At 59.4% G+C, this 25,766-nt stretch carries 25 protein-coding genes; 14 read left to right on the top strand and 11 right to left on the bottom strand.

The genetic code is table 11. From position 1 onward, the window contains the following. Positions 1 to 252: 252 nt before the first annotated feature. On the bottom strand, positions 253 to 666 hold the full coding sequence (locus tag ACS92L_RS04400; protein WP_438767306.1) for an OsmC family protein: 414 nt from the start codon (positions 664 to 666) through the stop codon (positions 253 to 255). Positions 667 to 728: 62 nt separating this feature from the next. Further along, a complete protein-coding gene (locus ACS92L_RS04395; RefSeq protein ID WP_115853187.1) occupies positions 729 to 920 on the bottom strand; it encodes a heavy-metal-associated domain-containing protein in 192 nt (63 codons plus the stop codon). A 150-nt stretch (positions 921 to 1,070) separates the two neighbouring features. On the opposite strand from ACS92L_RS04395, the gene ygfZ reads away from it, so the two are divergent. Continuing rightward, positions 1,071 to 2,111 carry a CAF17-like 4Fe-4S cluster assembly/insertion protein YgfZ gene (gene ygfZ / locus ACS92L_RS04390; RefSeq protein WP_438767305.1) on the top strand — a complete coding sequence of 347 codons (1,041 nt, stop codon included), beginning with the start codon at positions 1,071 to 1,073 and terminating at the stop codon, positions 2,109 to 2,111. 42 nt (positions 2,112 to 2,153) lie between these two features. On the opposite strand, the gene mscL is transcribed toward ygfZ, so the two are convergent. The 3 genes from mscL to ACS92L_RS04375 all read right to left on the bottom strand — a co-directional run bounded on the left by mscL (position 2,154) and on the right by ACS92L_RS04375 (position 4,816). Next, on the bottom strand, positions 2,154 to 2,657 hold the full coding sequence (gene mscL, locus ACS92L_RS04385; RefSeq protein ID WP_438767304.1) for a large conductance mechanosensitive channel protein MscL: 504 nt from the start codon (positions 2,655 to 2,657) through the stop codon (positions 2,154 to 2,156). 136 nt (positions 2,658 to 2,793) lie between these two features. Then, a complete protein-coding gene (locus tag ACS92L_RS04380; RefSeq protein WP_438767303.1) occupies positions 2,794 to 4,380 on the bottom strand; it encodes a peptide chain release factor 3 in 1,587 nt (528 codons plus the stop codon). A 190-nt stretch (positions 4,381 to 4,570) separates the two neighbouring features. Beyond that, entirely contained in the window at positions 4,571 to 4,816 is a 246-nt protein-coding gene (locus ACS92L_RS04375) for a hypothetical protein (protein ID WP_438767302.1), read from the bottom strand. A 208-nt stretch (positions 4,817 to 5,024) separates the two neighbouring features. On the opposite strand from ACS92L_RS04375, the gene ACS92L_RS04370 reads away from it, so the two are divergent. The 5 genes from ACS92L_RS04370 (at position 5,025) to ACS92L_RS04350 (ending at position 10,568) form a co-directional block, all read left to right on the top strand. Then, positions 5,025 to 6,323, top strand: a complete 1,299-nt coding sequence (locus ACS92L_RS04370) for an ATP-binding protein (protein WP_438767301.1) — start codon at positions 5,025 to 5,027, stop codon at positions 6,321 to 6,323. 6 nt (positions 6,324 to 6,329) lie between these two features. After that, positions 6,330 to 6,866, top strand: a complete 537-nt coding sequence (locus ACS92L_RS04365; protein ID WP_438767300.1) for a response regulator transcription factor — start codon at positions 6,330 to 6,332, stop codon at positions 6,864 to 6,866. Positions 6,867 to 6,919: 53 nt separating this feature from the next. Then, entirely contained in the window at positions 6,920 to 7,735 is an 816-nt protein-coding gene (locus ACS92L_RS04360; protein WP_438767299.1) for an inositol monophosphatase family protein, read from the top strand. 95 nt (positions 7,736 to 7,830) lie between these two features. Beyond that, positions 7,831 to 9,663: a monovalent cation:proton antiporter-2 (CPA2) family protein gene (locus ACS92L_RS04355; protein WP_438767298.1), complete on the top strand. Its 1,833-nt coding sequence runs from the start codon at positions 7,831 to 7,833 to the stop codon at positions 9,661 to 9,663. Between the two features lie 62 nt (positions 9,664 to 9,725). Continuing rightward, a complete protein-coding gene (locus ACS92L_RS04350; RefSeq protein ID WP_438767297.1) occupies positions 9,726 to 10,568 on the top strand; it encodes a fructosamine kinase family protein in 843 nt (280 codons plus the stop codon). Positions 10,569 to 10,575: 7 nt separating this feature from the next. On the opposite strand, the gene ACS92L_RS04345 is transcribed toward ACS92L_RS04350, so the two are convergent. Then, positions 10,576 to 11,859 (bottom strand): MFS transporter, encoded by a 1,284-nt coding sequence (locus ACS92L_RS04345; RefSeq protein WP_438767296.1) that lies wholly within the window; start codon positions 11,857 to 11,859, stop codon positions 10,576 to 10,578. 147 nt (positions 11,860 to 12,006) lie between these two features. On the opposite strand from ACS92L_RS04345, the gene ACS92L_RS04340 reads away from it, so the two are divergent. From ACS92L_RS04340 to ACS92L_RS04325, 4 genes are all read left to right on the top strand, one after another. Continuing rightward, positions 12,007 to 12,885, top strand: coding sequence for an acyltransferase (locus ACS92L_RS04340; RefSeq protein ID WP_438767295.1), 879 nt, complete (start codon positions 12,007 to 12,009; stop codon positions 12,883 to 12,885). Further along, the gene (locus ACS92L_RS04335) at positions 12,867 to 13,724 is read left to right on the top strand and encodes a LysM peptidoglycan-binding domain-containing protein (protein ID WP_438767294.1); all 858 of its coding nucleotides are present in this window, start codon (positions 12,867 to 12,869) and stop codon (positions 13,722 to 13,724) included. Before ACS92L_RS04340 ends, ACS92L_RS04335 begins: the two co-directional genes overlap by 19 nt. A gap of 185 nt (positions 13,725 to 13,909) precedes the next feature. Beyond that, positions 13,910 to 14,953, top strand: a complete 1,044-nt coding sequence (locus ACS92L_RS04330) for a glycosyltransferase family 4 protein (protein WP_438767293.1) — start codon at positions 13,910 to 13,912, stop codon at positions 14,951 to 14,953. Next, the gene (locus tag ACS92L_RS04325) at positions 14,943 to 15,512 is read left to right on the top strand and encodes a phosphatase PAP2 family protein (RefSeq protein WP_438767292.1); all 570 of its coding nucleotides are present in this window, start codon (positions 14,943 to 14,945) and stop codon (positions 15,510 to 15,512) included. The genes ACS92L_RS04330 and ACS92L_RS04325 overlap by 11 nt, the downstream gene beginning before the upstream one ends. Before the next feature lie 75 nt (positions 15,513 to 15,587). Here ACS92L_RS04325 and gcvT read toward each other — a convergent pair whose 3' ends face one another. Both gcvT and ACS92L_RS04315 read right to left on the bottom strand, forming a co-directional pair. Beyond that, positions 15,588 to 16,703, bottom strand: coding sequence for a glycine cleavage system aminomethyltransferase GcvT (gcvT, locus tag ACS92L_RS04320; protein ID WP_438767291.1), 1,116 nt, complete (start codon positions 16,701 to 16,703; stop codon positions 15,588 to 15,590). A gap of 86 nt (positions 16,704 to 16,789) precedes the next feature. Further along, positions 16,790 to 18,154: an alanine/glycine:cation symporter family protein gene (locus ACS92L_RS04315; RefSeq protein WP_438767290.1), complete on the bottom strand. Its 1,365-nt coding sequence runs from the start codon at positions 18,152 to 18,154 to the stop codon at positions 16,790 to 16,792. Positions 18,155 to 18,485: 331 nt separating this feature from the next. Between ACS92L_RS04315 and gcvH the strand changes: the two genes are divergently transcribed. Together gcvH and gcvP are read left to right on the top strand one after the other, a co-directional pair. Next, complete coding sequence (gene gcvH, locus ACS92L_RS04310) at positions 18,486 to 18,884, top strand: glycine cleavage system protein GcvH (protein WP_438767289.1); 399 nt, start codon at positions 18,486 to 18,488, stop codon at positions 18,882 to 18,884. A gap of 128 nt (positions 18,885 to 19,012) precedes the next feature. Then, entirely contained in the window at positions 19,013 to 21,904 is a 2,892-nt protein-coding gene (gene gcvP, locus ACS92L_RS04305) for an aminomethyl-transferring glycine dehydrogenase (protein ID WP_438767288.1), read from the top strand. Positions 21,905 to 21,984: 80 nt separating this feature from the next. Here gcvP and ACS92L_RS04300 read toward each other — a convergent pair whose 3' ends face one another. Continuing rightward, entirely contained in the window at positions 21,985 to 22,917 is a 933-nt protein-coding gene (locus ACS92L_RS04300; protein ID WP_438767287.1) for a LysR family transcriptional regulator, read from the bottom strand. A 196-nt stretch (positions 22,918 to 23,113) separates the two neighbouring features. On the opposite strand from ACS92L_RS04300, the gene ACS92L_RS04295 reads away from it, so the two are divergent. Together ACS92L_RS04295 and ppnN are read left to right on the top strand one after the other, a co-directional pair. Beyond that, entirely contained in the window at positions 23,114 to 23,398 is a 285-nt protein-coding gene (locus ACS92L_RS04295; RefSeq protein ID WP_438767286.1) for a hypothetical protein, read from the top strand. Between the two features lie 61 nt (positions 23,399 to 23,459). Next, complete coding sequence (ppnN, locus tag ACS92L_RS04290; RefSeq protein WP_438767285.1) at positions 23,460 to 24,833, top strand: nucleotide 5'-monophosphate nucleosidase PpnN; 1,374 nt, start codon at positions 23,460 to 23,462, stop codon at positions 24,831 to 24,833. A gap of 25 nt (positions 24,834 to 24,858) precedes the next feature. Here ppnN and ACS92L_RS04285 read toward each other — a convergent pair whose 3' ends face one another. Together ACS92L_RS04285 and ACS92L_RS04280 are read right to left on the bottom strand one after the other, a co-directional pair. Beyond that, entirely contained in the window at positions 24,859 to 25,236 is a 378-nt protein-coding gene (locus ACS92L_RS04285) for a hypothetical protein (protein ID WP_438767284.1), read from the bottom strand. Further along, entirely contained in the window at positions 25,233 to 25,685 is a 453-nt protein-coding gene (locus tag ACS92L_RS04280; protein ID WP_438767283.1) for a flavodoxin domain-containing protein, read from the bottom strand. The genes ACS92L_RS04285 and ACS92L_RS04280 overlap by 4 nt, the downstream gene beginning before the upstream one ends. Positions 25,686 to 25,766: the final 81 nt, after the last annotated feature.

Raw genomic sequence — 25,766 nt, 5'->3', positions numbered from 1 at the left:
CGCACTCCGTGCAGGTAGCGAAGAGGTTCAAATAGGCCGGGCCAGCGCATGTGCGGTGGCCGATGGACGGCGTTACCGCCGAAAGCGTAGTCGATAGACAAGGGCTGCGGGGTAACGGATAAGCGTCAGAGCTGACGTTTACAGACCATATGATGGCAGGCAGGCAGTATTACAAGGCATGTCCCGCCGAAGCAGCGACACGCCCTGTCATAAAAAAGGACAGTTGCCCTGGAGGGTTTTCAACGGGTCGACTCAAGCGCCGCCCAGATGCGCTCGCGTGTCGATGTCGATCTGACCCGAGGTCATCAGCTTCTGGATCGGACACTGTTGTGATGCCTCCAGAAGACAGTCACGAGCCTGGGCACTCAGATCACCGATCAGACCGATATCAACCTGCAGTCGATAGTGTCCGTCACGCTCGTCACTGCTGTCGCGAGTAATACGAACGCTGACACCATCCAGCGGCATCTCCTTTTTGCGGGCATACATCAACACGGTCATCGCCTTGCAGGTAGCCAGCGAGATGTCGAAATAATCATGCGGGTCCGGCGCGCTCGCCTCGCCGCCGACGCTGGCAGGCGCATCCGCATAAAGCGCCTCATGATCATTGAACACGATGCGCTGTCTCAGCGCGCCCTCACGCTCAGTCTCGATAAGAATACTCATCGTTGCCTGTCCTCCCGGGGCGTAATGCTGTCCCGTTTATTCACTGCTGCGGTTTGAAGGCCTCAACGTTTTGACGAGAACCCCAGTTTTTCGATGACCTCGACCACTCGTCCCGGCTGAACACGCCCTTCCACCTCGAGCCACTCGCGCGCCACCTGAACGGTGTCCACGCCATCAAGCTCCATCAGGGCCGTGGTCAGCCGATTGACGTCGTCGGAATCCTTGAGGCCACTAAGGGTAAATGTTAACGCCATGACGTTCCTGTCTCCTGGTAGTAATGCAATGATTGCAGCTGCTTGTAAAGTGGTGCCTTCGCCCAGATATGCTCTTCATATGAAATCGGCGGTCAGGCAGACCAACCCTGCGTCATTGCCATCGTTTGCGCAAATTTTTCTGGAGTCACCATGAGCGATCCGCATCGCCAGACCTTTCTGCAGCATCTATCGGACAACCAGACACTGCCATCCAAAACAGATGCCGACATCGACCTGCAAAACCATACGGCCCTTGTCTCTCTGGAGGATCGGGTTGTACTGGAAGTTCGCGGACCGGACAGCGACCGGTTTCTCCAGGGACAGTCGAGCGCGTCCACGGCACATGCCACCGAGACCATCGCGCCCCCCACGGTCTTTTGTACGCCCAAGGGACGCGCCATCGCCAACGCACAGCTCATCAGGGCCGCCCCGGAGTGCTACTGGCTGCTGCTGGAACGCAGCATCGCCGACGCCCTGCATCAGCACCTGGCCAAATACGCCGCGTTTTACAAGGCCGAACTGACTCTGCGCGATGATCTGGCCATTGCCGGTCTGGCCGGTCACAAGGCCGGCGATGTGCTTGAAAAGGCACTGCCCGATCTTCCGCAGACCACGTGGGGCGTTCGTGTCAGCCCGGATGACGCGCTGGCGGTAACCCGACACCCTCACGAGACGACGCGTCTGATCGTAATCGCACCGCCAGCGCGAATTGCTGAACTGATTGGAGAGAAGTACAACGAACTGACGCTGGCACCTGCCACGTTATGGCAACGCCTCGACATCGAGGCCGGTCTTTTGTGGCTGGACGAGCGTCAGCGCGAAAAGTGGCTGCCCCAGATGTTCAACTGGGAGGCACTGGCGGGGATCAGCTTCAAAAAGGGTTGCTACACCGGCCAGGAGGTGGTGGCGCGGGCGCACTATCGCGGCCAGGTCAAGAAACGCCTGATGCGGCTATCCGTACCGGGCGAAGACGCACTCGCGCCGGGAACAGAGGTAATGGATGCCACCCGGGAGAAATCGCTGGGGGAAGTGGTTCTGAGCGCACCGACGAACAATGCTCATGTTGAGCTGCTGGCCATCATGACTCTGAAGGAGGACATGCCGCCCCTGAGTATCAACGGTGAGACTGCCCAACTGATGACGCTGCCCTACGCACTGGAGCGGCTGGACCCGGAAACCCTGTCCGACTGAACAGGTCAGTATCGCCGCCGGGGCACGCCCCGGCGACGCGCGTTATAGCGTGGGCGAGGCCGTCGATTCCGGCGGATCGATCACGGAGGTGCAGCTGGGGCAGCGCGTGGCTTCAATCGAAATGGGTGTGATGCAGAAAGGACAGTTGCGTACGGTCGGCGCTGACGCCGGCGCTTCGTCCTTGCGGGTACCCAGCTCGCGAATGCGGTGGATATTGCGGATGAGCACAAAACAGACCATGGCCACCAGCGTGAACGAAATCATGGCATTGAGGAAGATGCCGTAATTGATGGTCACCGCGCCGGCAGCCTGCGCATCCGCCAGCGTATTGTAGGGGCCTGCCGTCTGCGCCCCCTCTTTTAGCACCGCAAATAGATTGGTGAAGTCGATACCACCAGTAATCAGACCCAGCACCGGGGTAAAGACATCCCGCACCAGACTGTTGACGATGCCGGTAAAGGCCGAGCCAATGATGATCCCTACCGCCAGATCCACGACGTTGCCCTTGACGGCGAAGTCGCGAAACTCCTTGATAAACCTTGGCATGCCACGCCCTCCTTGCGCTCAAACGTCCTATGAATAACCGGGTGCCGACGAATTCGCCGGCCACCCTGTCACTGTTACCCGCCCTACTATAGCCAACGAACCAGACAGACAGCTCCCTGGCGGACCGCCGCGCGGCTCAGTGCTCTCGCGTGGCATCAAAGGAGAGATCGGGCCAGCGCTCTTCCATCAGCTGCAGATTCACCCGGGTCGGCGCCAGATAGGTCAGATGTCCACCGCCATCGATGGCCAGATTGGTGCTGACCTTGTTGCGCAGTTCATCGAGCTTGCGCTCATCGCCATGAATCCAGCGGGCCGTCTGTACGTTGATCGGCTCATAGAGACAGTCGACCTTGTATTCATCCTTGAGACGATGCGCCACCACGTCAAACTGGAGCATGCCAACCGCTCCCACGATCATGTCGTTGTTGTCCAGCGGCATGAAGACCTGGGTTGCCCCCTCTTCGGAGAGCTGCTGGAGGCCCTTCTGGAGCTGCTTGGTCTTGAGCGGGTCTCTCAGGCGCACGCGGCGAAAAAGCTCGGGCGCAAAATGCGGGATACCGGTGAAACGCATCTGTTCACCGCTGGAGAAGGTATCGCCGATCTGGATGGTGCCGTGGTTGTGCAAGCCGATAATGTCACCGGGCCAGGCCTCCTCGACGTGCGCCCGGTCAGCAGCCATGAAGGTCAGGGCATCGGCAATCTTGACGTCCTTTTTGATGCGCACATGGTGAATCTTCATGTTGCGCTCGTACTTGCCGGAGCAGACACGCAAAAAGGCGATGCGATCACGGTGGCGCGGATCCATGTTGGCCTGAATCTTGAAGACAAACCCGCTGAAGCTGCCATCCTCGGCGGTGACCTCGCGCAGATTGGTCTCGCGCGGCTTCGGCGAGGGAGCGTACTCGACAAACCCGTCGAGCATCTCACGCACGCCGAAATTGCCCATGGCCGTACCGAAAAAGACCGGCGTCAGCTCGCCGCGACGGTAGGCCTCCAGATCAAACTCGTGGGAGGCGCCCTGAACCAGCTCGATCTCCTCACGCAGCTCGGCCGCCTGAGCGGCGCCCAGCGTTTCATCGACCTGCGGATTATTGATCCCCTCGATTTTGACATCCTCGGGGATACGGTTGCCCTGACCCTGCTTGTAGAGATGGATCGTGTCATTGACCAGATGGTAGACGCCGCGGAAGTGACGCCCCATGCCGATCGGCCAGGTGACCGGGGCACAGGCAATATTGAGCACGGTCTCGATCTCGTCCATGACCTCAACGGGATCTCGCGTATCGCGGTCCATCTTGTTGATAAAGGTCAGAATCGGCGTGGTCCGCAGCCGACAGACCTCCATCAGCTTGATGGTACGATCCTCGACGCCCTTGGAACCGTCCACAACCATCAGGGCAGAGTCCACCGCAGTGAGCGTGCGATAGGTATCCTCGGAGAAATCCTCGTGCCCGGGCGTGTCCAGCAGATTGACAATGCGCCCCTTGTAGGGGAACTGCATGACAGAGGTGGTCACGGAGATGCCACGCTCCTGCTCCATCTTCATCCAGTCGGAGGTGGTCGTACGCTCCTGACGCTTGCTTTTGACGGCGCCGGCCACCTGAATGGCGTTACCAAACAGCAGCAGCTTTTCGGTAATAGTGGTCTTGCCCGCATCAGGGTGGGAAATGATGGCAAAGGTTCGGCGAAGACTGGCTTCCTGGGCGATCCGGGTATCGGTCATGGGTGCTTCAGTAGTCATTATGTACACAGTCTGTACGTGAACGGATTTGCCCGCATTCTACAGGCAGTGCCAGCTGCGGGGATAGAAGGCCCGACGCATCGCCCATGTCAGATCGATACTGCAAACGTTAAAAGACCGACCCTTGTGGGGTCGGCCTGAACGAGGCACCGGATCGCTGACGAGTTCAGCGTCAGGGCTGATAAGGCGGTGTCTGCTCTGGTGGCACCTCGGGCGGCGGCTGTGACGGCGGGGGATCCTGCAGGGGCGGATCCTCCATCGGTGGCTCCTCGATCGGCGGTTCCTCGATCGGCGGTTCCTGCGGCTGCGGCGGCTCCTCCGGCGGGGAGTGCGGCTGCGGGTCCGGTGGCTGCACCGGCGGCTCGCTCATGGACATACCAAGCGCATGGCCGCTATCAACGCGAGATTGCATCATCATGATTATCTCCTCCTTCGAGGCACAAGGCAGGGCGGGCGTGTCAGAAAGACAGCGGGTGCCCACCCTGCTCTTTTCACGTTAGGCACAATAGCGCCATCACGCCAGTAATCCGGACGGCGGGGCGGCGCCTGCCATTCTTTACTCCACGCCCCTGGGATGAGTGCGATATCATGGACACACAACGCTACATTCTCTGCTCCGGACTCTCATGACGCAGGCGCTACTGCTGACCACACCGGCCCGCAATCTGGTACGGCTGACCATTGCCCGGGGTATTACCTGGACGTGCTTTCTGGTCGTGATCCTCTTTGGCATCGAGGTCATGAACTTCAAGCTCAGGGTCGTGCCCATTATTGCCATTATCGTCGCCATGGGGCTTTTCAATGTGGCCACCTGGTGGCGGCTGGGCCGAACGCGCCAGGTCACGGATATCGAATACCTGATCCATCTACTCATCGATGTGTCAGGCCTGACCCTGATCTTTTACTACACCGGCGGGGCCACCAATCCGGCCATCACCTACTATCTGATTCCCGTGGCCATGGCCGCTGCCACACAGCCCTGGCGACACGCCTGCATCACGGCCGCTTCGGCGCTTGTGGCCTACTCGATGCTCATGCTCTTTTTCGAGCCGGTGCCAGAGCTTCGCCACACAATCGGCGACAGCCTTTTGACCCTCAATGTGCTGGGCATGTGGCTCAATTTTGCCCTGTGCGCCGGGCTGATTACCTTTGTGATCTTTCGCATGGCCGATACTCTGCGCCAGCGCGACAGGATGCTCTCGCGCACGCGGGAGGCAGCGCTTCGCAACGAGCAGATTCTGGCCGTGGCAAGCCAGGCCGCGGGGACGGCTCATGAGCTGGGCACGCCGCTGTCGACCATGATCATGTTGATCGACGAGATGAAATCCGAGCCCGTGTCCGACACCCAGCGCGCCGATCTTGACCTGCTGCGCAGCCAGGTCGACACCTGCAAGCGCCACCTTCGTGAACTGGTGGCCAGCGCCGAACGTCGCCAGAGTGACCCGCCGGCACGCGTCAACGCTGCTGACTGGCTTGAAGCGCTGATTCAGCGCTGGCTGGTCATGCGCCCGGATGTCACCCACAAGCTCCACATCGACCACCGCTCGATTCCCCTGATGGCCGATCCCACGCTGGATCAGGCCATCATGAATCTGCTCAACAATGCCGCCGATGCCAATCCGCACGATATCGCCATTACACTGAGTGAAAGTTCGTTCAAAGAAGACGTGCGCCAGCTCGTGATCTCGATTGTTGACCACGGCCCGGGCATTTCCATGGAGATTGCCAGCCGCATGGGAGAAAGCTTTATCTCTGGGCAGTCGCGAGGACTGGGCATCGGTCTTTTCCTGACCCACTCGACGCTGGACCGCTTCGGTGGCAGCGTCAGCCTCTATAACCAGACCGAAGGGGGCACGCTGACCGAGGTCAGGCTGCCACATCCGGATACTGATCCGTCCTCGCCCGCTTCACTCTCACAGGAATGACACGTCATGCACGAAAAGGCTTCCTTTCTGGTCGTTGATGACGACCCTGTATTTCGCCAGATCATGGAGCGCGCCCTGACGCGCCATGAGTTTGATGTCATGGTGGCCGCGACCATCGAAGAGGCGCGACAGCTCGCACAGCGTCGCCCACCGGAATACGCAACGCTGGATCTGAAACTCGAGGAGAGCTCCGGGCTGCAGTTTCTGCCGAGTCTGCTCTCGATCAGCCCGGCCTGCCGGGTCGTGATACTGACCGGCTATTCGAGCATCACCACCGCCGTCGAGGCGATCAAGCTGGGCGCGGTAAACTATCTCTGCAAACCGGTTGAGGTCAGCGAGGTGCTACAGGCACTCGATGCCCAGGAAGGCAATCCGGATGCTGAAATTGCCGAAAATCCGCCGTCCGTCAACCGTTTGACCTGGGAGCACATCCAGCGTGTGCTGCAGGACAACGAGGGCAACATCTCGGCCACCGCTCGCAGTCTGGGCATGCACCGGCGCACCCTGCAGCGCAAACTGCAAAAACGACCGGTCAAGCGCTGAGCATTGACGCACCAGCGATTCATCTTTCACGACCACACCCGACAGGAGTCTGCATGACGCTCGAAGAACGCCTTGAAAAAGCCACCCGCATCGCCCACGAAGCAGGACGTCGTATCAGGGCGGCACGTGAAGGCGGCAGCCTGCAGCGCAACATCAAGCATGGCAACGAGCTGGTCACCGACATCGACGTTGCCGTTGATCGCTATATCAGCGAGCAGCTGGAATCGCTGTTTCCGGGCGAGGCGCGCCTGACGGAGGAGCTTTCACCGGAACGCCACAACCTTAGTGATGAACAACCGCTGTGGGTTGTCGACCCCATCGACGGCACCGTCAATTTTGCCCATGGCCATCACCATGTGGCGGTCTCTATTGCCTGGGCCGACAAGGGGCGCGTTCATGTGGGCGTCGTGCACGCACCGTTTCTGAACGAAACCTTTACCGCCATTCGCGGCAGCGGTGCCTGGTGCAACGACGAGTCGATCTCGGTCAGCGCCACGCGTGAGCTTGACAACTCATTGATCGGCACCGGTTTCCCCTATGACCGTGATGCGCGCTTCCCGCTGCTCAGACGTTTGCATGCCGTGCTGGAAAACTGCCGCGACATTCGCCGCAACGGGGCCGCGGCACTGGATCTGTGCGCCGTCGCTTGTGGCCGGCTGGATGGCTACTACGAAAGCTGCTCTCCCTGGGATTTTGCCGCAGGGCTTTTAATCGCGCGTCAGGCCGGCGCCCGCACCGGCCATGTCTATGACTGCCCGGAAGGGATCTCCGCCGAGCTTTATGGCGAGAACCTGCTGGTCTGCACACCGGAGATCTACTCTCCCCTGAAAGCATTGATCAAAAAGGCCGACAGCGGACAATACCGCTGATTTACCGTCACCAGCACGACTGATCGTTCGGGCAGAGGCCGTAACGCCTGTGCCCGGGCTGATGCACTGGTCTGCCCCTTTCGGAACGCACTGCCATGCATTTTTTGCTTGAAGCCACCGTCATGCTGGGCGCCGCCGTTCTGGCGGTACCTCTGTTCGCCAGATTCGGCCTTGGATCGATACTGGGCTATCTATGCGCCGGGCTGATCCTGGGGCCCTCGATCAGTGGTTTTATTGCCGATCCCGAATCGGTACTGCATTTTTCCGAAATCGGCGTGGTCATGCTGTTGTTCGTGATTGGCCTGGAGCTTGAGCCCGCCCGGCTCTGGCGTCTGCGCGGGCGTCTGTTCGGTCTGGGGAGTCTGCAACTGCTGCTGACCGGGCTGTTGCTTACGCCACTGGGGTTCATGCTGGGGCTTGGGCACAGCGCTTCAATCATGCTCGGACTGACACTGGCACTGTCCTCCACCGCCTTTGCCCTGCAGCTTCTGACCGACCATCAGCATCTTGCCAGCCCGCACGGCCAGACCGCGTTTGCCATTTTGCTGTTTCAGGATCTGGCCGTGATTCCCCTGCTGGCCCTGATGCCCATTCTTGCCGGCAATGCCGGATCTGAAGACGCCAACCTGTGGCTGGATATTGCCACCACCACCGCCATCGTTGCGGCCACGCTGCTGGTGGGCCGTTTCGTTTTTCCGCGCGTGCTGCGTCTTGTAGCGCGCAGCGAAGTTCATGAAGTTTTTACGGCCGCCGCGCTTTTGATGGTGCTGGGGACCGCCTGGGTCATGGAAGAGGCCGGCCTTTCCATGGCTCTCGGCGCCTTTTTAGCCGGCGTACTGCTGGCGGACACCCCCTATCGCCACGAACTCGAAGCCAACATCGAACCCTTCAAGGGCATTTTGCTCGGCCTGTTTTTCATCGCGGTCGGCATGTCGGTCGATCTCTCGCTGGTCATGCACAATCTGCTGACTGTGCTGGGCATCACGCTTGCCATTTTAGGGGTCAAGATACTGGTGCTGTGTGTGGTCGGGGTCATCGCACGCCTGCCGCGTCAGAACATTCCACGCCTGGCCGCCGTAATCGCCCAGGGCGGCGAGTTCGATTTTGTACTCTTGACCACGGCTGTGGCCGCCGGTGTCTTTGAACAGCGCATTGCCAGTCTGTGCATCGCCGCCGTCACGATCTCGATGGCCTGCACGCCCTTTCTTTACACGCTGGGGAGCCGCCTCGGCGATCGTCTCAAACCCACGAAAAGCTGGGACAACCAGTTCCCCGATGATGATCCACCGGTCATCATTGCAGGTCTGGGGCGCTTTGGTCAGATGGTGGCGCGCGTACTCAAGATGCAAAACGTGCGCTTTACCGCACTGGATCCCAACATCCGTCAGGTGGAATTTATCCGTCAGTTTGGCTCGCGCATCTATTACGCCGATGCCACCCGACTGGAGCTGCTTCGCTCGGCAGGCCTGGATCGCGCGCGCATGCTGATCATCTGTGTGGACGACGAACAGGCCGCCCTGACCATTGCGCGACTGGCGCGAGACAACTATCCCAACCTGAGCATTCATGCCCGTGCCCGCAACCGCCATCACGCCTGGCGTTTGCAGGAGCTGGGTGTGGACGTCGTCGTCCGGGAAACCTTCGCAGCCAGTCTCGAACTGTCTCACGAGGTACTGGTCGGGCTGGGCTATCCCAGCGCCAGCGCCAGTCAGGCGGTCAGAACCTTTCGCGATTTTGATACCCGCCTGTTTGAAGAGTCCTATCAGTATCGCGACGATAATGCCCAGCTTCTCGAAAGCGACCGGGCCGCCATCGAAGAGTTCTACAAGCTCTTTCAAAGTGAAGAAAGACCGCATCGGGAAACACCGCGGCAGACAGGCCGTGACACGGAGGAAAAGCGCCCGCGGCCCCCGGGGCCGGATCAATAACGTCTTATGGCACTGCTACGCTGTGTAGATATTTTCTCATGTCGACACAAAAGGAGCGCGTCATGGCGTCATCAACCCCTCAGGAAACGCTCGAGGCATTGGGCATTAGTGCCACGGCCTCTCCCGAACCCCTCGGCGGCGGCGATATCGGCCAGGTCTGGCGTGTCGCCACCGCGCAGGGAGAGGTGCTGGTCAAACACGCCGCCCCTGAAGGGCTTGAAGCGGAAGCCGACGGTCTCAAAGCCCTGCGTGAAGCCGATACCGGACTGGTCATTCCCGACATTTTAGGAGAGCTGCCCGGCGCACTGGTCATGACCTATCTGCCGCCGGCCCGCCCCGACCGGCAGGCGCATGAAGCCTTCGGCCGCGGGCTGCGCGCCCTGCATGCCCATACCAGCGGCAAGCACGGCTGGCACCGCGATAATTTTGCCGGCACCACACCACAGATCAATACCTGTCATGACGACGGTCGCGTCTTTCAAAGGGAATGCCGCCTGCTGCCGCTGGCGCAAAAGTGCCTGCAAAAAAAGCGCATGGATCGTGGCGTACACGAGCAGCTTCTCAGCGTTGCCGAGGCGCTTGAAAGCTGGCTGCCGGATGCCCCGGCAAGCCTGGTGCACGGGGATCTATGGTCCGGCAACGTGCACTTCAGCGCGCTGGGGCCGGCTTTGATCGACCCGGCCATCTATCGTCACTATCCCGAGGCGGATATCGCATTGCTCGAACTTTTCGGCAGTCCTGCCGATGCCTTTTACGAGGCCTACTGGGACGGCAGCGCACCGGAAGACTGGCCGCGTCGGCGCACCCTGTTTCAGCTTTACCCGCTTTTAAACCATCTCTATATGTTCGGCGGGAGCTATTACCAGGGGGTGCGCTCCGCCCTTGCCCGGCTGCCCGGCGGCTGATGAGGACCTAACGGGCACCCTGCTCCGGGCCAAATTCGAGTTCGAACTGATGAGGCTCGTAGCGCGGGTCCAGCTCCACGTAGTGGGACGTTTCCATTGGCGCTGTCGGTACCCAGGGTTCCTGCGCCACTTCAGGCGCCCAGCTGCGTCGCCCGCGCAGGCGCGTCAGGACAAAGCCCGCCAGCACCAGTGACACGCTTCCAAGAAACATCCAGAGCCCGTCGGGCCCGAAAAGCTGCATGGCCAGAGAGGCGCTGAACGGCCCCACGATCGAGCCGATCCCGTACCAGATCAAAAGCTTGGCATTGGCCTGAATGGTCTCTTCCGGCTCCAGCCAGTCGTTGGTATGGGCAAGGCTCAGGGAATACAGGGTATGCAGCATGGCCGTATGCAGACAGGCCGTCAGTAGCAGAAACAGATAGTCGGTTCGCGCCACAAAAGAGATCACGGCGCCCGAGATGGCCATGACCAGCGCCATGAACAAAATGACCTTGCGGCGATCAAGCCGGTCGGAGACCCGACCCAGCGTCCACTGTGCGACCAGTGCCACCAGCGTGGTAATGGACATGAACTGTGCTGTCTGCCCTGTCGAAAGCCCGATTTCCTGACCATAGTAGGGCGTCATGGCAAAAAAGGCCTGCACCATCATGCCGGCTGCAAAAGCCCCTGCCAGCCCTACTGGCGCCCGCTTGTAGAGCACCTTGAGCGGCAGCTTGAGCGCGGTTTCGTGACCGGAACGCGCCGGCCCGTGGATCCGATAAATGGATAACGGTATAAGAGAGAGGGCAAACAGAATACCGGTCACACTGAACAGCACCATCGAGGCCGGGTCGGCCGCATTGAGCAGCCATTGCCCACCCGCCAGCGACGTGGTGGAAATCACCAGATAGATCGACAACACCCGGCCCCGGTTATCGTTGCTCGACTCGCCCGAGACCCATGACTCCATGACCATCAACAAACCGGCGGTGGCTGCCCCGCCAAACAAGCGCCAGAACAGCCACGCCCATTGATTGACCCAGAGCCCGTGCAGCATGGCCGTCACCGCCAGCACCGCGGCACAGGCCGAAAACACCCGGATATGGCCGACCGAGCGAATTCGCTTTTCAAGCAGATAGCTGCCGGCCACAAAGCCCAGCGAAAAGCTCGACATCAAAAGCCCCGCCATCTGTGATGGAAACCCTTCAAGCGACATGCGCACGCCAAGCAGGGTCATGATCAAGCCATGGCCCAGCAAAAAGAAGATTTCACAGATAAACAGTACTGGTAATGTCGATGGCAGATTCCGCACTCAATGCTCCCTGAGATTTTGAAATGTCGCGGCTTGCTCGGCGGACGGGCATTGTAGTGGCCCCGGCAGCGCTGCGTCATCCTTGTGCTGGGCCCGGCGCAAACGATCCATTAGGATACGGACACGGCAACAAGGACTCGGATCACCATGGCATGGCTCAAGGGCATCATCAGTATCGTGCTGCTGATCGGCAATACGCTGTTCTGGGGCATACCACTGGTCGTATTAAGTCTTCTCAAGCTGATACTTCCCTTTCGCTCCCTGCAGGGGCAGCTGCTCGCATGCCTGAACCGTATCGCCAGCCTCTGGATCACGACCAATAACGTCTGGATACGCCACTGGTTGAAACCGGACTGGGAGATTTCCCTGCCCGACACGCTTTCCAGAGAGCGCCACTGGCTGGTGATTGCCAATCACCGCAGCTGGACGGATGTCTTTGTGATGCTCTATGCCCTGCACAAACATCTGCCGATGCCGCGCTTTTTCATCAAGCGTGAGCTGATCTGGGTACCGATTCTGGGACTGGCCTGGTGGGCACTCGAGTTTCCGATGATGCGACGCTATAGCGCCGACCAGCTCAAACGCCGACCACATCTGGCAAGGCATGACCTCAAGGCGACCCGAAAACTGCTGACCCATATCGACCGTACGCCTGTTACCATCTACAACTTTGCCGAGGGCACGCGCTTCACCAGGGCCAAACATCAACAGCAGCAAAGCCCCTATCAGCACCTGCTCAAGCCTCGTGCCGGCGGCTGCGCCCAGGTCATGACGATGATGGGGCATGAACTCTCCGGTATCATCGATGTAACACTTGACTATCGTCACGGCCGGACGCGCTTTCGGGACCTGCTGTGCGGGAAAAGCGCCGGCATCACCCTGAAGGCAAGACGGCTGGATATCCCCGTCTGGATGCCCGGCGGGGACTACCTCAACGACACGTATTACAGGGAACGCTTTCAGGCATGGATCAATGCGCTATGGCAGGAAAAGGATCAGCAACTCTCATGCACTACCGCTTCCTGACCCTTTTAGTGCTCCTTTTACTGGCAGGGTGTGCCGGGCGCAGTACCGGCGGTGGCGGCGAAGCCGGCTATATCACCGTTCAGCGGGGAGATACCATGAGCGCCATTGCTCGCCAGGCCGGTATTCCGCTGCTGCGCCTGCAGCGTTTCAATCCGGGTGTCAGGGCCAACGACATGCGCATCGGCCAGCAGCTGATGCTGCCCGGTCGCAATGAACGTGCCCCGGGCAACGGGCAGTATCGCTATGCGGTGCGAAGCGGCGATACGCTCGGGCGTATCGCCAGCCACTTCAACACGTCCAGTGGCCGTATCAGTACAGCCAATCGCAGCGTTGACCCGAACCGTTTGCGGATCGGTCAGCTGCTTACCGTGCCGGTCGGCAGCGCCTCGGCATCGACCGCCTCACGCGCTACCGGTACTGCCGGCGCGCAGTCCAGTCCGGCACCGGCCAGTGCACTGCCCAGCGGCATTGGACCATGGTCATGGCCCCTGCGCGGTGGCCAGGTCCAGCGCGAGTTCGGCAAGGACAGTCGTGATGCTCTGCAGCCCATGCTTCTTTCTGCCGGAGGAGACCGCACGGCTCGGGCGGTCTCCTCCGGCACCGTGCGCTTTGCCGGCACCATGCGCCAGCTCGGCGGGGTCGTGATCGTTCATCACGACAAGAACCTGCAAAGCGTCTATGCCCAGTGCGACCGCCTCAATGTCAGCAATGGTCAGCGCATCAGCGCAGGCACCCCAGTGTGCGAGGTGCGGCGCGATGCCGGTACCGGCCGCCATGATCTTCTTTTTGACACGCGTAATGCCGGACGCCCCTTCAATCCCAGGCAGATCATGCGATGACACGCGACACTCAAACGTCACCTGATCGCCTCGCGAATGTCACAAGCGACGGCGATACTGGCCAGCATCACGATACTTCTCGGCCACCGTTGAAGGTCGCTTTTGTGAGCGAAACCTGGGCACCCGAAATCAATGGCGTCACGCACACGCTTGGCCACCTGTCGCGCCACCTGAAGGGGTGTGGAATGTCGCTGCAGCTGATTCGCCCCAGACCGCGAACCACTCATCACGATGAACTGATGAGTGAAGAGCTTCAGGTCGGCGCCATCCCCATTCCGGACTACGACGGCGTCAGCATGGGATTTCCGGCCCCGCGCAGGATTGCAGGACTGTGGCGCACTCATCGACCCGATGTTGTCTACATCGCCACGGAAGGCCCACTTGGACTTTCTGCACTCAATCAGGCGCGCCGGCTGGGCATCCCGGTGGTTAGCGGGTTTCATACCAACTTCGATCAGTACAGCCGGCACTACATCATGCTGAAAGTGCTCACGCCGCTGGTCAGACCCTTTCTTCGTCGTTTTCACAATCGCTCGACCATCACACTGGTACCGACCAAAGCCCAGGCAGACAATCTCGCCCACTATGGTTATGACAATGTTAAGGTGCTCAGTAGAGGCCTTGATTACGAGCGCTTTTCGCCCCGCCAGCGCGATACTTCGCTGCGCACACAATGGGGGGCCGATGACGAGACGCCGGTTGCCCTGCATGTCGGGCGCCTTGCGGCCGAGAAAAACGTTTTGCTGCTGATCGATACGCTCGAGGCCATGCGAGCACGCCAGCCGAACCTCAAGGCGGTGCTGGTTGGTGACGGGCCACAGCGTGCGCTGCTGGAAAAGCGTCTTCCCTGGGCCCATTTCGCGGGGTTTCAACGCGATCAGGCACTGGCAAGGCACTATGCCAGTGCCGATATTTTTCTGTTTCCGTCGCTTTCGGAAACCTTTGGCAACGTCGTGACCGAGGCAATGGCCAGCGGACTGGCAGTTGCCGCTTTTGATTACGCAGCCGCAGGTGAGCTGATTTGTGAGGACATACACGGTAAGCTTGCCGCCCCTGACAGACCAGCGCAGTTTATCGAGGCGGCCGTGGCGCTTTGCAAAGACATGGCATCAGCCCGAACAATGGGGGGTGCTGCCTGTGAGCGGGTACATACACTGGGCTGGCCAAAGATTGGCGATGCCTTTATTGACTATCTGCTTCAGGCACAGGAGGTGAACGATGGCAGGTGAACGACTTATTCCGGTATTCAAAAGACTCGATACACTCGAGTGGAAAGCGTGCAATAAGCTGGCCCGCCTTGGCGCCTATCGTCCGCTTCTTTTTGTACTGCGCTGGGCAAGCCGGCTGGGGGATGCGCCGGCATGGATTGCGATGTGTCTGAGCATTCCACTGCTGACCCAGTGGTGGTATGGCTGGTTTCTGGGGGTCTGCTTTGGCCTTTCAGCGGCGGTAGGCGGCATTCTCTATCGCCTGCTCAAAAACCGGCTGTGCCGTGAGCGCCCCTACATCTCCTTTGAAATTCCCTGCACCATGCCGCCGCTGGACCGCTACAGCTTCCCGAGTGGCCATACGCTGCATGCCGTAATGTTTACTACGCTGGCCGCGCTGTTCGTTCCCCAGATGCTGATCGTGGTGGCCCCTTTTGCCGTACTGGTCATGCTGTCCCGCGTCATTCTGGGCCTGCACTACATCACCGATGTCGCCGCCGGCGCGTTAATCGGCTTTGTACTGGCCCACGGTATGGCGCTGATTATTATTGCGCTGCGGGGCATGCTGTTTGGCATGTAACGAGGCAATCGAAAACGCGCCACAAGCGTTATCCTGAAGGCCCTGCCAATCGATGCAGGGCCTTTTTTATTACCCTCAACCGCGATGATAGTGCGTCGTAACAAACGGCATTGGTGTCACGGTCATGTCCAGACGCCGACCGCGAACTTCTGCCTGCAGTGTCTGACCGGCCTCCCGGAACTCACGTCTGACATAGCCCATGGCCACCGGGGCGCCGACCGACGGCCCAAACGTGCCTGAGGTCACCTCGCCAATAGGGTCACCGTCAAGGTTGTAAAGCGACGCTCCCTCACGAACCGGCGCTCTTCCGTCGGCCTTGAGCCCCACTCTCACCCGCTCGGTGTCCTGATTGCCCTGCTGGGTCAGGATAACGTCCGCCCCCGGAAATCCGCCTTCACGCTCGCCGCCCTGACGTCTCGCCTTGCCGACCGCCCAGCCCAGCGAGGCTTCAACAGGCGTGGTTTCCTTGTCCATATCATGACCGTAGAGACAAAGCCCTGCTTCGAGTCGCAATGAATCACGTGCCCCAAGGCCAATGGGCGACACTTCTTCCTGAGCCAGCAGCCACTCGGCAATGTCGGTGGCACCCGCTGCCGGAATCGACAGCTCAAAGCCGTCCTCTCCGGTATACCCCGAGCAGCTCACCCACAGCTCATGCCCCATGACGTCAAACCGAGCATGCTGCATAAAGGTCAGCGCTGTTGCCGCCGGGCACAGCCTGCCCATGACCTGGCGCGCCGAAGGCCCCTGAAGCGCCAGCAGGGCGCGGTCCTCGACAACCTCAAGAACACCGCCATCGCCCAGCCCGCTTCTCAGCAGCGCGGCATCGGCGGCGCGACAGGCCGCATTGACGACCAGATAGAGATGGTCTCCGGCGTTGACCGCCATGAAATCATCGTGGATACCGCCGGTATTGCTGGTGAAAAGCCCGTAGCGTTGCCGACCGGGCTGGATCCCGGCGGCATCGATGGGTGACACCCGCTCCAGTGCCTGCGCCGGCCGGCTACCGTGAATCAGCATCTGCCCCATGTGGGAGACGTCAAACAACCCGCACTGGCGACGGGTGTGCTCGTGCTCCCGCTTGATCCCCATTTCGAACTGGACCGGCATTTCGTAGCCGGCGAAGGGAACGAATCTGGCCCCACGCTGTTGCCAGAGCGTATAAAGCGGCGTTCGATGCAGGGTGGACATAAATCCTCCGAATCCGGTTCATGATGTATACGTTTAAACGGGCATGCCCCATTTGATGAGGGCATGCCCATGCAGCCAACCCCTGTTCACCGTTGATTGACCGCCTGTTTCTCTGCAGCAAAATGCTCTCGGGTCAGCTTGAACACGACCGGTGACAGCAGCGCCAGCGCAATCAGGTTGGGAATGGCCATCAGGGCATTGAAGGTGTCCGCCAGCAGCCAGATAAAATCAAGATGTGCCATCGCACCCACGGGGATGGCCAGTACAAAGGCAATTCGGTAGAAACGCGCGGCGCGGCTGCCAAAAAGGTACTGGAAGCATCGCTCGCCGTAGTAGGACCAACCCAGAATGGTGGTGAAGGCAAAAATCGCCAGCGCGATGGCCACGATATAGTCTCCCGGTCCCGGCAGGGCCATACGAAAGGCCATGGAGGTCAATGAGGCGCCCGAATCACCCTCGAGCCACTGACCGGAAGTCACGATCGCCAATGCCGTAATCGAGCAGACCACGATGGTATCGATAAAGGTACCCAACATGGCCACCATACCCTGCCTGACGGGGCTGTTGGTCTGTGCTGCGGCATGGGCAATCGGTGCACTACCAAGACCTGCCTCGTTGGAAAAGACACCCCGTGCCACACCAAAGCGAATGGCGGCCGCCACGGCGGCGCCGGCAAACCCACCGGCCGCTGAAATGGGCGTGAAGGCGTGCTTGATGATCAGCCAGAGCGCATCGGGAATGGCGGCGTAATTGATGGCCAGTACCACAAGCCCGGCCAGCAGATAGGCCACGGCCATGAACGGCACCAGTCGACCGGCAACGCTTGAGATGCGCTGAATGCCGCCCAGAATGACGGCCCCTGCCAGCACCATGATCACCAGACCGGTCACCCACGAAGGAATACTAAACGATGTCGACAGAGCATCGGCGACCGAATTGGCCTGTACTGTATTGCCGATACCAAAGGAGGCCAGGGTGCCGAACAGGGCAAACATTACACCCAGCCAGGCGTAGCGCTTGCCGAGACCGTTTTTGATGTAATACATCGGTCCGCCCACGAAATTACCCTGCTCATCGCGTTCACGATAACGCACGGCGCAGACGGCTTCGGCGTACTTGGTCGCCATGCCGACCAGCGCGGTCATCCACATCCAGAACACGGCGCCCGGCCCGCCCAGCGCAATGGCGGTGGCAACCCCGGCGATATTGCCGGTGCCGATGGTGGCCGACAGCGAGGTCATGAGCGCGTTGAACGAGGATATCTCGCCGCTGTCCTTTTCACCCGGCGTGCGCCCCTGCCAGAGCAATGCAAAGGCGCGGCCGATGTTGCGTACCGGCATGCCCTTGAGTCCGATCTGCAGATAAAGCCCCACACCCAGCAATAACACCAGCATGAGCGGTCCCCAGACCACGCCATTAATACCTTCCACCAGTCCCTGCAATGCGTCCATGACCGATTTCCCCTTTTGTTATTGAAGTCATTGTTTGTTGAACACCGTGGATGACGGTACATCATGAAAATCTACAGGCTGGCCCCGCTGATGTCATGGCAAGCGTGCCCGGGAGCGACGTTTTTCTCGCACGCCCCTTTTAGTCGCCGACCGGCAACGTTACGATAAGCAAAAAGTTTCCGATCGGAAACAAGCCGGCATAACAAAATCGCCGATCCTCAATCAGCAGTGGACGAGCAGGCCGCCTGAAGCCACCCTATAGGCAGGTCAGCCTCGTTATCTCCGGGATGTTTCGCCATCCGTCATCTTGGCATTGAACAGGACACATAAAATGAGCCAGATCCCCACTAATCTCCGCTATTCGGACAGTCACGAATGGGTTCAGGACAATGGCGATGGTACCGTCACCATCGGCATTACCGACCACGCACAGCAGGCACTTGGTGATGTGGTATTCGTGGAGCTTCCCGAGGTTGGCAGCACCATCACAACCGGTGAGGAGTTCGGTGTGGTTGAATCGGTCAAGGCCGCTTCCGACCTCTATGCCCCGCTGGGCGGTGAAGTCCTTGGCGTCAACACCCTGCTCGAGGATGCACCGGAAAGCCTCAACGAAAGCCCCTATGACGATGCCTGGCTGATCAAGATTCGTCTGTCAGAGCCCGATGAACTCGAGTCTTTGATGGATGCCGACAGCTATACCGAGCTTGTCGCCAACGAAGAAAACGACTGATAGCGTCTACCACTGACACCACGGGGCTGACCTCCTCGCCGCTGTCATAAAACGCCTGATCACCGCCCGGCTTCTCGCCCGCCGCGCCCGCAGCAGGGCTTTTTGACACTCCATTTTACGGATATCCCATGGCCGCTGATTCTCGCTCGCTGAATGAACTCTTCGCGCATGATGCGTTTATTGCCCGTCATATCGGCGTTGATGCCACGGCACGTCGTCATATGCTGGCGACACTGGATGCCGAAACGATGCAGGATCTGCTCGATCACGCCATCCCTTCGGATATTCGCATGGAAGGTGAACTGAATCTGGCCGAACCGGTATCGGAGCTCGAAGCGCTCACTCGCCTGAAACGTGTCATGGGCACCAATCGGGTCATGAGAAACCATATCGGGGCCGGTTATTACGGCACTCTCATGCCCGCCGTCATTGCACGAAACGTGCTGGAAAACCCGGGCTGGTACACGGCCTACACCCCCTATCAACCCGAAATCGCCCAGGGGCGTCTTGAAGGGCTGCTCAACTTTCAGCAGATGGTCATGGACATGACCGGCATGGCGCTGGCCAACGCCTCACTGCTGGATGAGGCCACCGCCGCGGCCGAGGCCATGGCGCTGTGCAAGCGTGCCAACCGCAAAAACAAAAGCCAGGCCTTTTTTGTCGCAGACCACGTTTTCCCCCAGACCCTGGATGTCGTGCGCACGCGTGCGCGCTGGCTTGGCCTTGAAGTGATCGTGGACCGGGCAGAGCAGCTTGATCAGTACGACGTTTTTGGTGCGCTGCTGCAGTATCCGGCCGATGACGGAACTGTCACGGATATCGAGGCGCTCATCGAGCGCGCCCACGAGCGCCAGGTCATGGTGGCCGTGGCCACCGACCTGTTGGCGCTGGCACTTTTGAAGCCGCCGGGTGAGATGGGCGCCGATATCGCCCTGGGCTCAGCCCAGCGCTTTGGCGTGCCCATGGGCTTTGGTGGCCCGCATGCCGCCTTTTTTGCCGTTAACGATGATCTCAAGCGCGCCATGCCCGGACGCGTGATCGGCGTTTCCCGCGACCGACACGGTCAACCGGCCCTTCGCATGGCCATGCAGACACGTGAACAGCATATCCGCCGCGAAAAGGCGACCTCCAACATTTGTACCGCTCAGGCGCTGCTGGCCAATATTGCCGGCTTTTATGCGGTCTATCACGGCCCCGAGGGTATTCGCACCATCGCTCACCGCGTTCATCGAATGACCCGCATTCTGGCAAGCGGCCTGTCCGACAGCGATATCCGTGTGGCAAGCGAGCACTTTTTCGACACTCTGACCCTGCAGGTGGCGGATGTGCAGGCCCTGCGCCAGCGCGCCGAAGCGGCCGGTCATAATCTTCGCTATCGCGAGGATGGCCGCGTGGGAGTCAGCCTGGATGAGACCACTACATCACAGGATCTCAACGCCCTTTTCACCATTTTGCTGGGTGATCAACACGGTCATGACGTCACTGCACTTGACGCCGCACTTCAACAGAGCGCAACACAGCTGCCGGACGCCTGCCAGCGCCAGTCAGCGTTTCTGACGCATCCAACCTTCTCGCGCTATCAAAGCGAAACCGAGATGCTGCGCTACCTGAAACGCCTTGAAAATCGTGATCTATCGCTGACGCATGCCATGATCCCGCTGGGCTCTTGCACCATGAAGCTCAATGCCACCACCGAAATGGTGCCGCTGTCGTGGACCGAATGTGCCGATATTCATCCCTTTGCGCCCGAGACGCAGGTCCCGGGCTATCTGAAGATGATCGAAGAGCTTGGCGACTATCTCGTGGAAGTGACCGGTTACGACGCCATTTCCATGCAGCCCAACTCGGGCGCGCAGGGCGAATATGCCGGGCTTCTGGCCATTCGGCGCTATCAGCAGTCGATCGATCAGGGTCATCGACATATCTGTCTGATCCCATCGTCGGCCCACGGCACCAACCCGGCATCGGCTGCCATGACCAGCATGAAAGTGGTCGTGGTGGAGTGTGACGCCAACGGCAATATCGATCTGGAAGATCTACAGGCCAAGGCCGAAAAACACAGTGACGAGCTTTCGGCGATCATGCTGACCTACCCCTCAACGCATGGCGTGTTCGAGGAAGGTATTCGAAAAGCCTGCGACATCGTGCATCAGCACGGCGGGCAGGTGTATATCGACGGCGCCAACATGAACGCCCAGGTCGGGCTGTGTCGGCCGGGCGACTACGGCGGCGATGTCTCGCACCTCAATCTGCACAAGACCTTTTGCATTCCTCACGGCGGCGGCGGCCCGGGCATGGGCCCGATCGGCGTCAGGGCACATCTGGCGGACTATCTGCCGGGCCATGTGCATCGCGAAGGTCATACCCGTTTTGAGCCCGGTACTGCCGTCTCCTCAGCGGCCTTTGGCAGCGCACTGATTCTGCCCATTTCATGGGCCTACATCGTCATGATGGGCGCAAGAGGGCTGCGCGAGGCCAGCGAAGCGGCCATTTTGAACGCCAACTACGTGGCCCATCGCCTGAGCGAGCACTATAGCGTGCTCTATCGTGGCAAAAAGGGCCACGTAGCCCATGAGTGCATCATCGACATTCGCCCGCTCAAGGCAGCAAGTGGCATCGATGAAGAAGACATTGCCAAACGCCTGATGGATTACGGTTTTCATGCGCCGACCATGTCGTTCCCGGTGGCCGGGACGCTGATGATCGAACCCACCGAATCCGAGTCGCGTCAGGAGCTGGATCGCTTCTGCGAGGCAATGATCGCCATTCGCGACGAGATTCGTGCCATCGAACAGGGTGACGCCGCGCGCGATAACAACGTTCTGGTCAATGCCCCGCACACCCAGTACGACCTGTCCTGCGATGACTGGCCCTGGCCCTACTCACGCGAGCAGGCCGCCTTCCCCACCCGGGCGACAAGAGAGGCCAAGTTCTGGCCCAGCGTCAATCGAGTGGATAATGTCTATGGCGACCGCAACCTGATCTGCAGCTGTCCGAGCATCGACGACTATCGAGATTAAGCCCCCCTGATCAAAAAGGCCGACACAGTGAAACGCACTGTGTCGGCCTGATATCACGGCGCTGACGCCTTCAAACGTGCTTACGCGTGATTCCCTTCAGAAGCCATATCAGCGGGCGCTTCATAGCCGTAAAGCGCGTTACGCCGCTGCTCGCGAAACTCATCAAGCAGCTGGCGATAGCGGCGAGGCAGCTCGACGCCGCGACGGGTCAGGATATAGAGGGATTCATAGACAGGCACTGACAGCGGGACTTCCTGAACCTGGCGCTGCCAGGGAGAGGTTTCGAGCACCGGGCGCGAGACAACGGTAAAGCCAAGGCCACGCGCGACCGCATCAAGCACCACCGCGACATCGTTGGTATAGCCTTTCTGCGGGAAATAGCTGATCGAGCGAAACTCCTCGGCATAGTTCTCGCGCAGCACCTGACTTGCATTGTGGACGCCGTCGAAATAGTTCAAAAAACCCAGCGCCAGTAGTTCATTGATGCTGTTACCACGAAAATCAGCCGGCACCACCAGACACAACGGCTCGTGATGCCAGAGCTCATATTCGAGGTCAGGGTGACGCGTAATGTCTGTCACGATGCCTAGATCATAGCGCCCCGCCAGCACGTCCTGAACGATCTCGGCATTGAAGGCAAAATTGTAGCTGATGGTCAGACCGGTATTGACCTGCTGATAGCCCAGCGAAAAGGGATAGAACATCAGTCCGATACTCGAGGGGCTGGCAATACGGCAGTCACCGCTGCTGAGCGACTCATCGTCAAGACCGTGACGAAACTGTTCATGCTCGGCAAAAAGCCGAATGGCGTAGTCGTAGGCACGTCGGCCGGCCTCTGTCAGCGTAAAGCGACGGCCGTGACGGCGCAGCAGGGTCTTGTCGAGGTAATGCTCAAGCTTGCGGATGTGCTGGCTGACCCCGGGCTGAGTCATTTCCAGCTTGTGTGCCGTATGGGTGAAGCTGCCTGTTTCCACCAGCGTGATAAAGGTCTTGAAATACTGGGCATTGAACATGGGGGGTTATCAGCTCACTAACGGCCCCGGGTGCGGAGCAACCGGGGCAGATAAAAATCTTCATTTCTGATCAGACAGATACGGCGTGGCCAACTACTTTATCAGAAAATCCTGCAGCCCGCATGAGCTCCCCGGAGTCTCGTGTTAGCATCCCGGGACGTGACTTTTGACACCGCCGAACACTGGAAAATTCATCATGCCCGACCCCTTTTCAAGACGCGCCGAGAGCATCAAAAAGACACTGCTGGCCATGGAATCCGAGGCGCCCGATGAGGACCTTTTTGCACTGGGCTACATGATTCCGCAGATAGAACTGGTACAGGAGATGGCGCAATACGATCCGGAAACCGTGACCGCCGAGGATTTCGATGCCACCTACCGCCAGTGGCTTGAAAGCACCTTCATGGAAGATGCCATGGAAAGCGATGACCGCCAGCGTATCGAACAACTCTGGCACAGCGCCACGAGCCGAACGAACTGATCCATTGCCGTCAGGGTCCGCTCTGGCATTTGATGACTGCAGGAAAAGGATATCAAAGAGGATGACAGAAGCCACACGAATTTCAGCTACCATTTCTCCGGAAGGCAGTCTGGAGGTGCTCTCGCAGCAGGAAGTCAATCGCCTGCGTGACACTTCATCCAACGGCATGCATGACGTATTGCGCCGCTGCGCACTGGCCATTCTGAACTACGGCACCATGGTCGATGACAGCTGCAGTGTGCTTGAGACCTATCATGACTTTGATATCGAAGTAATCCAGCAGGACCGAGGCATTCGCCTGAAGCTGACCAATGCGCCGGCTCATGCCTTTGTCGATGGCAGCATGATTCGCGGGATCCGTGAGCTGCTCTCTTCTGTCCTGCGCGATGTGGTCTATGTCTCCAACGAGATCGAAAAGCATGGCCGATTTGACCTGGAATCAGCCGAAGGCATTACCAACGCCGTATTCCATATACTGCGCAATGCCGGCGTCATGAAGCCTTCCCGGGATCCCAATCTCGTGGTCTGCTGGGGCGGCCACTCCATTTCGCGCGAAGAGTACGACTACAGCAAGTCAGTCGGCTATCACCTGGGCCTGCGCGACATGGATATCTGTACCGGTTGCGGCCCGGGCGCCATGAAAGGGCCAATGAAAGGCGCCAATGTGGCACACGCCAAACAGCGTCGCCGCAACAGCCGCTATCTGGGAATTTCGGAGCCGGGCATCATCGCTGCCGAATCACCCAACCCGATCGTCAATGAACTGGTCATCATGCCGGATATCGAAAAGCGCCTTGAGGCCTTTATTCGAGTCGGCCACGGCATCATTATCTTTCCGGGCGGCGTAGGCACCGCCGAAGAAATTCTTTATCTGCTGGGTGTACTGCTGCATCCAAACAATACGGACATTCCCTTCCCGATCATCTTTACCGGGCCTGCCGGCAGCGCCGATTACTTCCGGCGCATAGATGAGTTTATCGCGTTCACACTCGGCGCCGAGGCACAAAAGCACTATCGCATCATGATTGATGATCCGGTCGGCGTTGCACGTGCCATGAGAGAGGGCATCGAGGAGGTCACCACCTTTCGGCGCGAGCACCAGGACGCCTTCTACTTCAACTGGCGCCTTGATATCCCGGAGGACTTTCAAAAGCCCTTCACTCCCAACCACGACTCGATGGCCGGACTGGCACTTCACCGCCGCCAGAACGTGCATGATCTGGCGGCCAATCTGCGCCGCGCCTTTTCGGGGATTGTGGCCGGCAACGTCAAGGAACAGGGAGTACGCGCCATCGAAAGGCATGGTCCCTTCCGGCTCAATGCCGAAAGTGAGCTCATGCAACCCCTGGATGACCTGCTGACCTCTTTTGTCGCCCAGGGCCGCATGAAATTACCGGGCACCGAATACGTACCCTGCTATACGCTGAATACGTAAAGCGCTATCTATCCCGAAGGTGGCGCTACTGCTGTGCAGGGCGCCACCAGCCGTAAAGGGTATGCAGCAAAAGCCCAAGGATCATGGCTCTGGGCAGCCACTGATACCAGAATTGCGCCTGTCCCGTGACCAGATGCCATAGCGCTGTAGCCACCACGCTGGCCAACAGCCACAGCACCAAACGCTTCAACGACCGGGCGACGTCAGTTCTGACGCTGCTTGAGGCGCGTTGCCACAAAATGGCGGAAACCACCACCAGCGCCGCTACGCCACCGCATACCAGTACCAGCCGCTCGTTATCGCGAACGATGTAGTAGCCCGGCATTGCCATTACCATGGTGAGTGCCAGTCCCAGCAAAATGGAAATTCGCTCGCCGCTGGCCAGTAACCCCTGACGATTCATGAATGTGCTTCCAGCCACTGTTCTACCCATGGCAGTGCAGCATCATCGGCCATGGGGGTTTCCGAGGCGTCCACTTCCAGACGCTCTCCGACACGCGTGGCGCCCAGGGCGGTCAAAAGCTCATCCAGTTTGCGACCGGCACCGCAAAAACTCTCTTCGTAGCTGCTGTCGCCCATGGCGATCATGGCGTACTGAAGCCCCTCAAGTGACGGACGCTGCTGCTCGAGAGCGCTGCTTAACCCGGTAAAATTGCCGGGATAATCGCCACGTCCCGTGGTAGAGATGCAAAAAAGCGCCAGATCCGGCTGAGGGTCGATCAGTTTATCCAGCGTTGGCGTTTCGTGGATCTCGACGCCGTAACCCGACGACTCATAAAGGGGGGCAATCTGTTCGGCAACATCCAGCGCGCCGCCATAAACCGTTGCAACATAAATTCCGACATCAGGCATGAGTTTCGATCACCCGCATTAAATTTCGAGAATGGTAACACAGGGCGTTTAACGCTTTCCCGGCCGCCGATACATAAAAAA

Origin of the sequence: Kushneria halocnemicola (genome assembly GCF_965650455.1) — a bacterium.
Lineage (GTDB): Bacteria > Pseudomonadota > Gammaproteobacteria > Pseudomonadales > Halomonadaceae > Kushneria.
Note: the sequence above shows the minus strand (reverse complement) of the source record. Positions and strands in the feature narration are given on the sequence as shown.

What these genes read in the sequence shown, in the direction of transcription:
- ACS92L_RS04400 (WP_438767306.1), bottom strand. Translation starts at nt 666, where the DNA reads ATGAGTATTCTTATCGAGACTGAGCGTGAGGGCGCGCTGAGACAGCGC.
- ACS92L_RS04395 (WP_115853187.1), bottom strand. Translation starts at nt 920, where the DNA reads ATGGCGTTAACATTTACCCTTAGTGGCCTCAAGGATTCCGACGACGTC.
- ygfZ (WP_438767305.1), top strand. Translation starts at nt 1,071, where the DNA reads ATGAGCGATCCGCATCGCCAGACCTTTCTGCAGCATCTATCGGACAAC.
- mscL (WP_438767304.1), bottom strand. Translation starts at nt 2,657, where the DNA reads ATGCCAAGGTTTATCAAGGAGTTTCGCGACTTCGCCGTCAAGGGCAAC.
- ACS92L_RS04380 (WP_438767303.1), bottom strand. Translation starts at nt 4,380, where the DNA reads ATGACCGATACCCGGATCGCCCAGGAAGCCAGTCTTCGCCGAACCTTT.
- ACS92L_RS04375 (WP_438767302.1), bottom strand. Translation starts at nt 4,816, where the DNA reads ATGATGATGCAATCTCGCGTTGATAGCGGCCATGCGCTTGGTATGTCC.
- ACS92L_RS04370 (WP_438767301.1), top strand. Translation starts at nt 5,025, where the DNA reads ATGACGCAGGCGCTACTGCTGACCACACCGGCCCGCAATCTGGTACGG.
- ACS92L_RS04365 (WP_438767300.1), top strand. Translation starts at nt 6,330, where the DNA reads ATGCACGAAAAGGCTTCCTTTCTGGTCGTTGATGACGACCCTGTATTT.
- ACS92L_RS04360 (WP_438767299.1), top strand. Translation starts at nt 6,920, where the DNA reads ATGACGCTCGAAGAACGCCTTGAAAAAGCCACCCGCATCGCCCACGAA.
- ACS92L_RS04355 (WP_438767298.1), top strand. Translation starts at nt 7,831, where the DNA reads ATGCATTTTTTGCTTGAAGCCACCGTCATGCTGGGCGCCGCCGTTCTG.
- ACS92L_RS04350 (WP_438767297.1), top strand. Translation starts at nt 9,726, where the DNA reads ATGGCGTCATCAACCCCTCAGGAAACGCTCGAGGCATTGGGCATTAGT.
- ACS92L_RS04340 (WP_438767295.1), top strand. Translation starts at nt 12,007, where the DNA reads ATGGCATGGCTCAAGGGCATCATCAGTATCGTGCTGCTGATCGGCAAT.
- ACS92L_RS04335 (WP_438767294.1), top strand. Translation starts at nt 12,867, where the DNA reads ATGCACTACCGCTTCCTGACCCTTTTAGTGCTCCTTTTACTGGCAGGG.
- ACS92L_RS04330 (WP_438767293.1), top strand. Translation starts at nt 13,910, where the DNA reads ATGTCGCTGCAGCTGATTCGCCCCAGACCGCGAACCACTCATCACGAT.
- ACS92L_RS04325 (WP_438767292.1), top strand. Translation starts at nt 14,943, where the DNA reads ATGGCAGGTGAACGACTTATTCCGGTATTCAAAAGACTCGATACACTC.
- gcvT (WP_438767291.1), bottom strand. Translation starts at nt 16,703, where the DNA reads ATGTCCACCCTGCATCGAACGCCGCTTTATACGCTCTGGCAACAGCGT.
- ACS92L_RS04315 (WP_438767290.1), bottom strand. Translation starts at nt 18,154, where the DNA reads ATGGACGCATTGCAGGGACTGGTGGAAGGTATTAATGGCGTGGTCTGG.
- gcvH (WP_438767289.1), top strand. Translation starts at nt 18,486, where the DNA reads ATGAGCCAGATCCCCACTAATCTCCGCTATTCGGACAGTCACGAATGG.
- gcvP (WP_438767288.1), top strand. Translation starts at nt 19,013, where the DNA reads ATGGCCGCTGATTCTCGCTCGCTGAATGAACTCTTCGCGCATGATGCG.
- ACS92L_RS04300 (WP_438767287.1), bottom strand. Translation starts at nt 22,917, where the DNA reads ATGTTCAATGCCCAGTATTTCAAGACCTTTATCACGCTGGTGGAAACA.
- ACS92L_RS04295 (WP_438767286.1), top strand. Translation starts at nt 23,114, where the DNA reads ATGCCCGACCCCTTTTCAAGACGCGCCGAGAGCATCAAAAAGACACTG.
- ppnN (WP_438767285.1), top strand. Translation starts at nt 23,460, where the DNA reads ATGACAGAAGCCACACGAATTTCAGCTACCATTTCTCCGGAAGGCAGT.
- ACS92L_RS04285 (WP_438767284.1), bottom strand. Translation starts at nt 25,236, where the DNA reads ATGAATCGTCAGGGGTTACTGGCCAGCGGCGAGCGAATTTCCATTTTG.
- ACS92L_RS04280 (WP_438767283.1), bottom strand. Translation starts at nt 25,685, where the DNA reads ATGCCTGATGTCGGAATTTATGTTGCAACGGTTTATGGCGGCGCGCTG.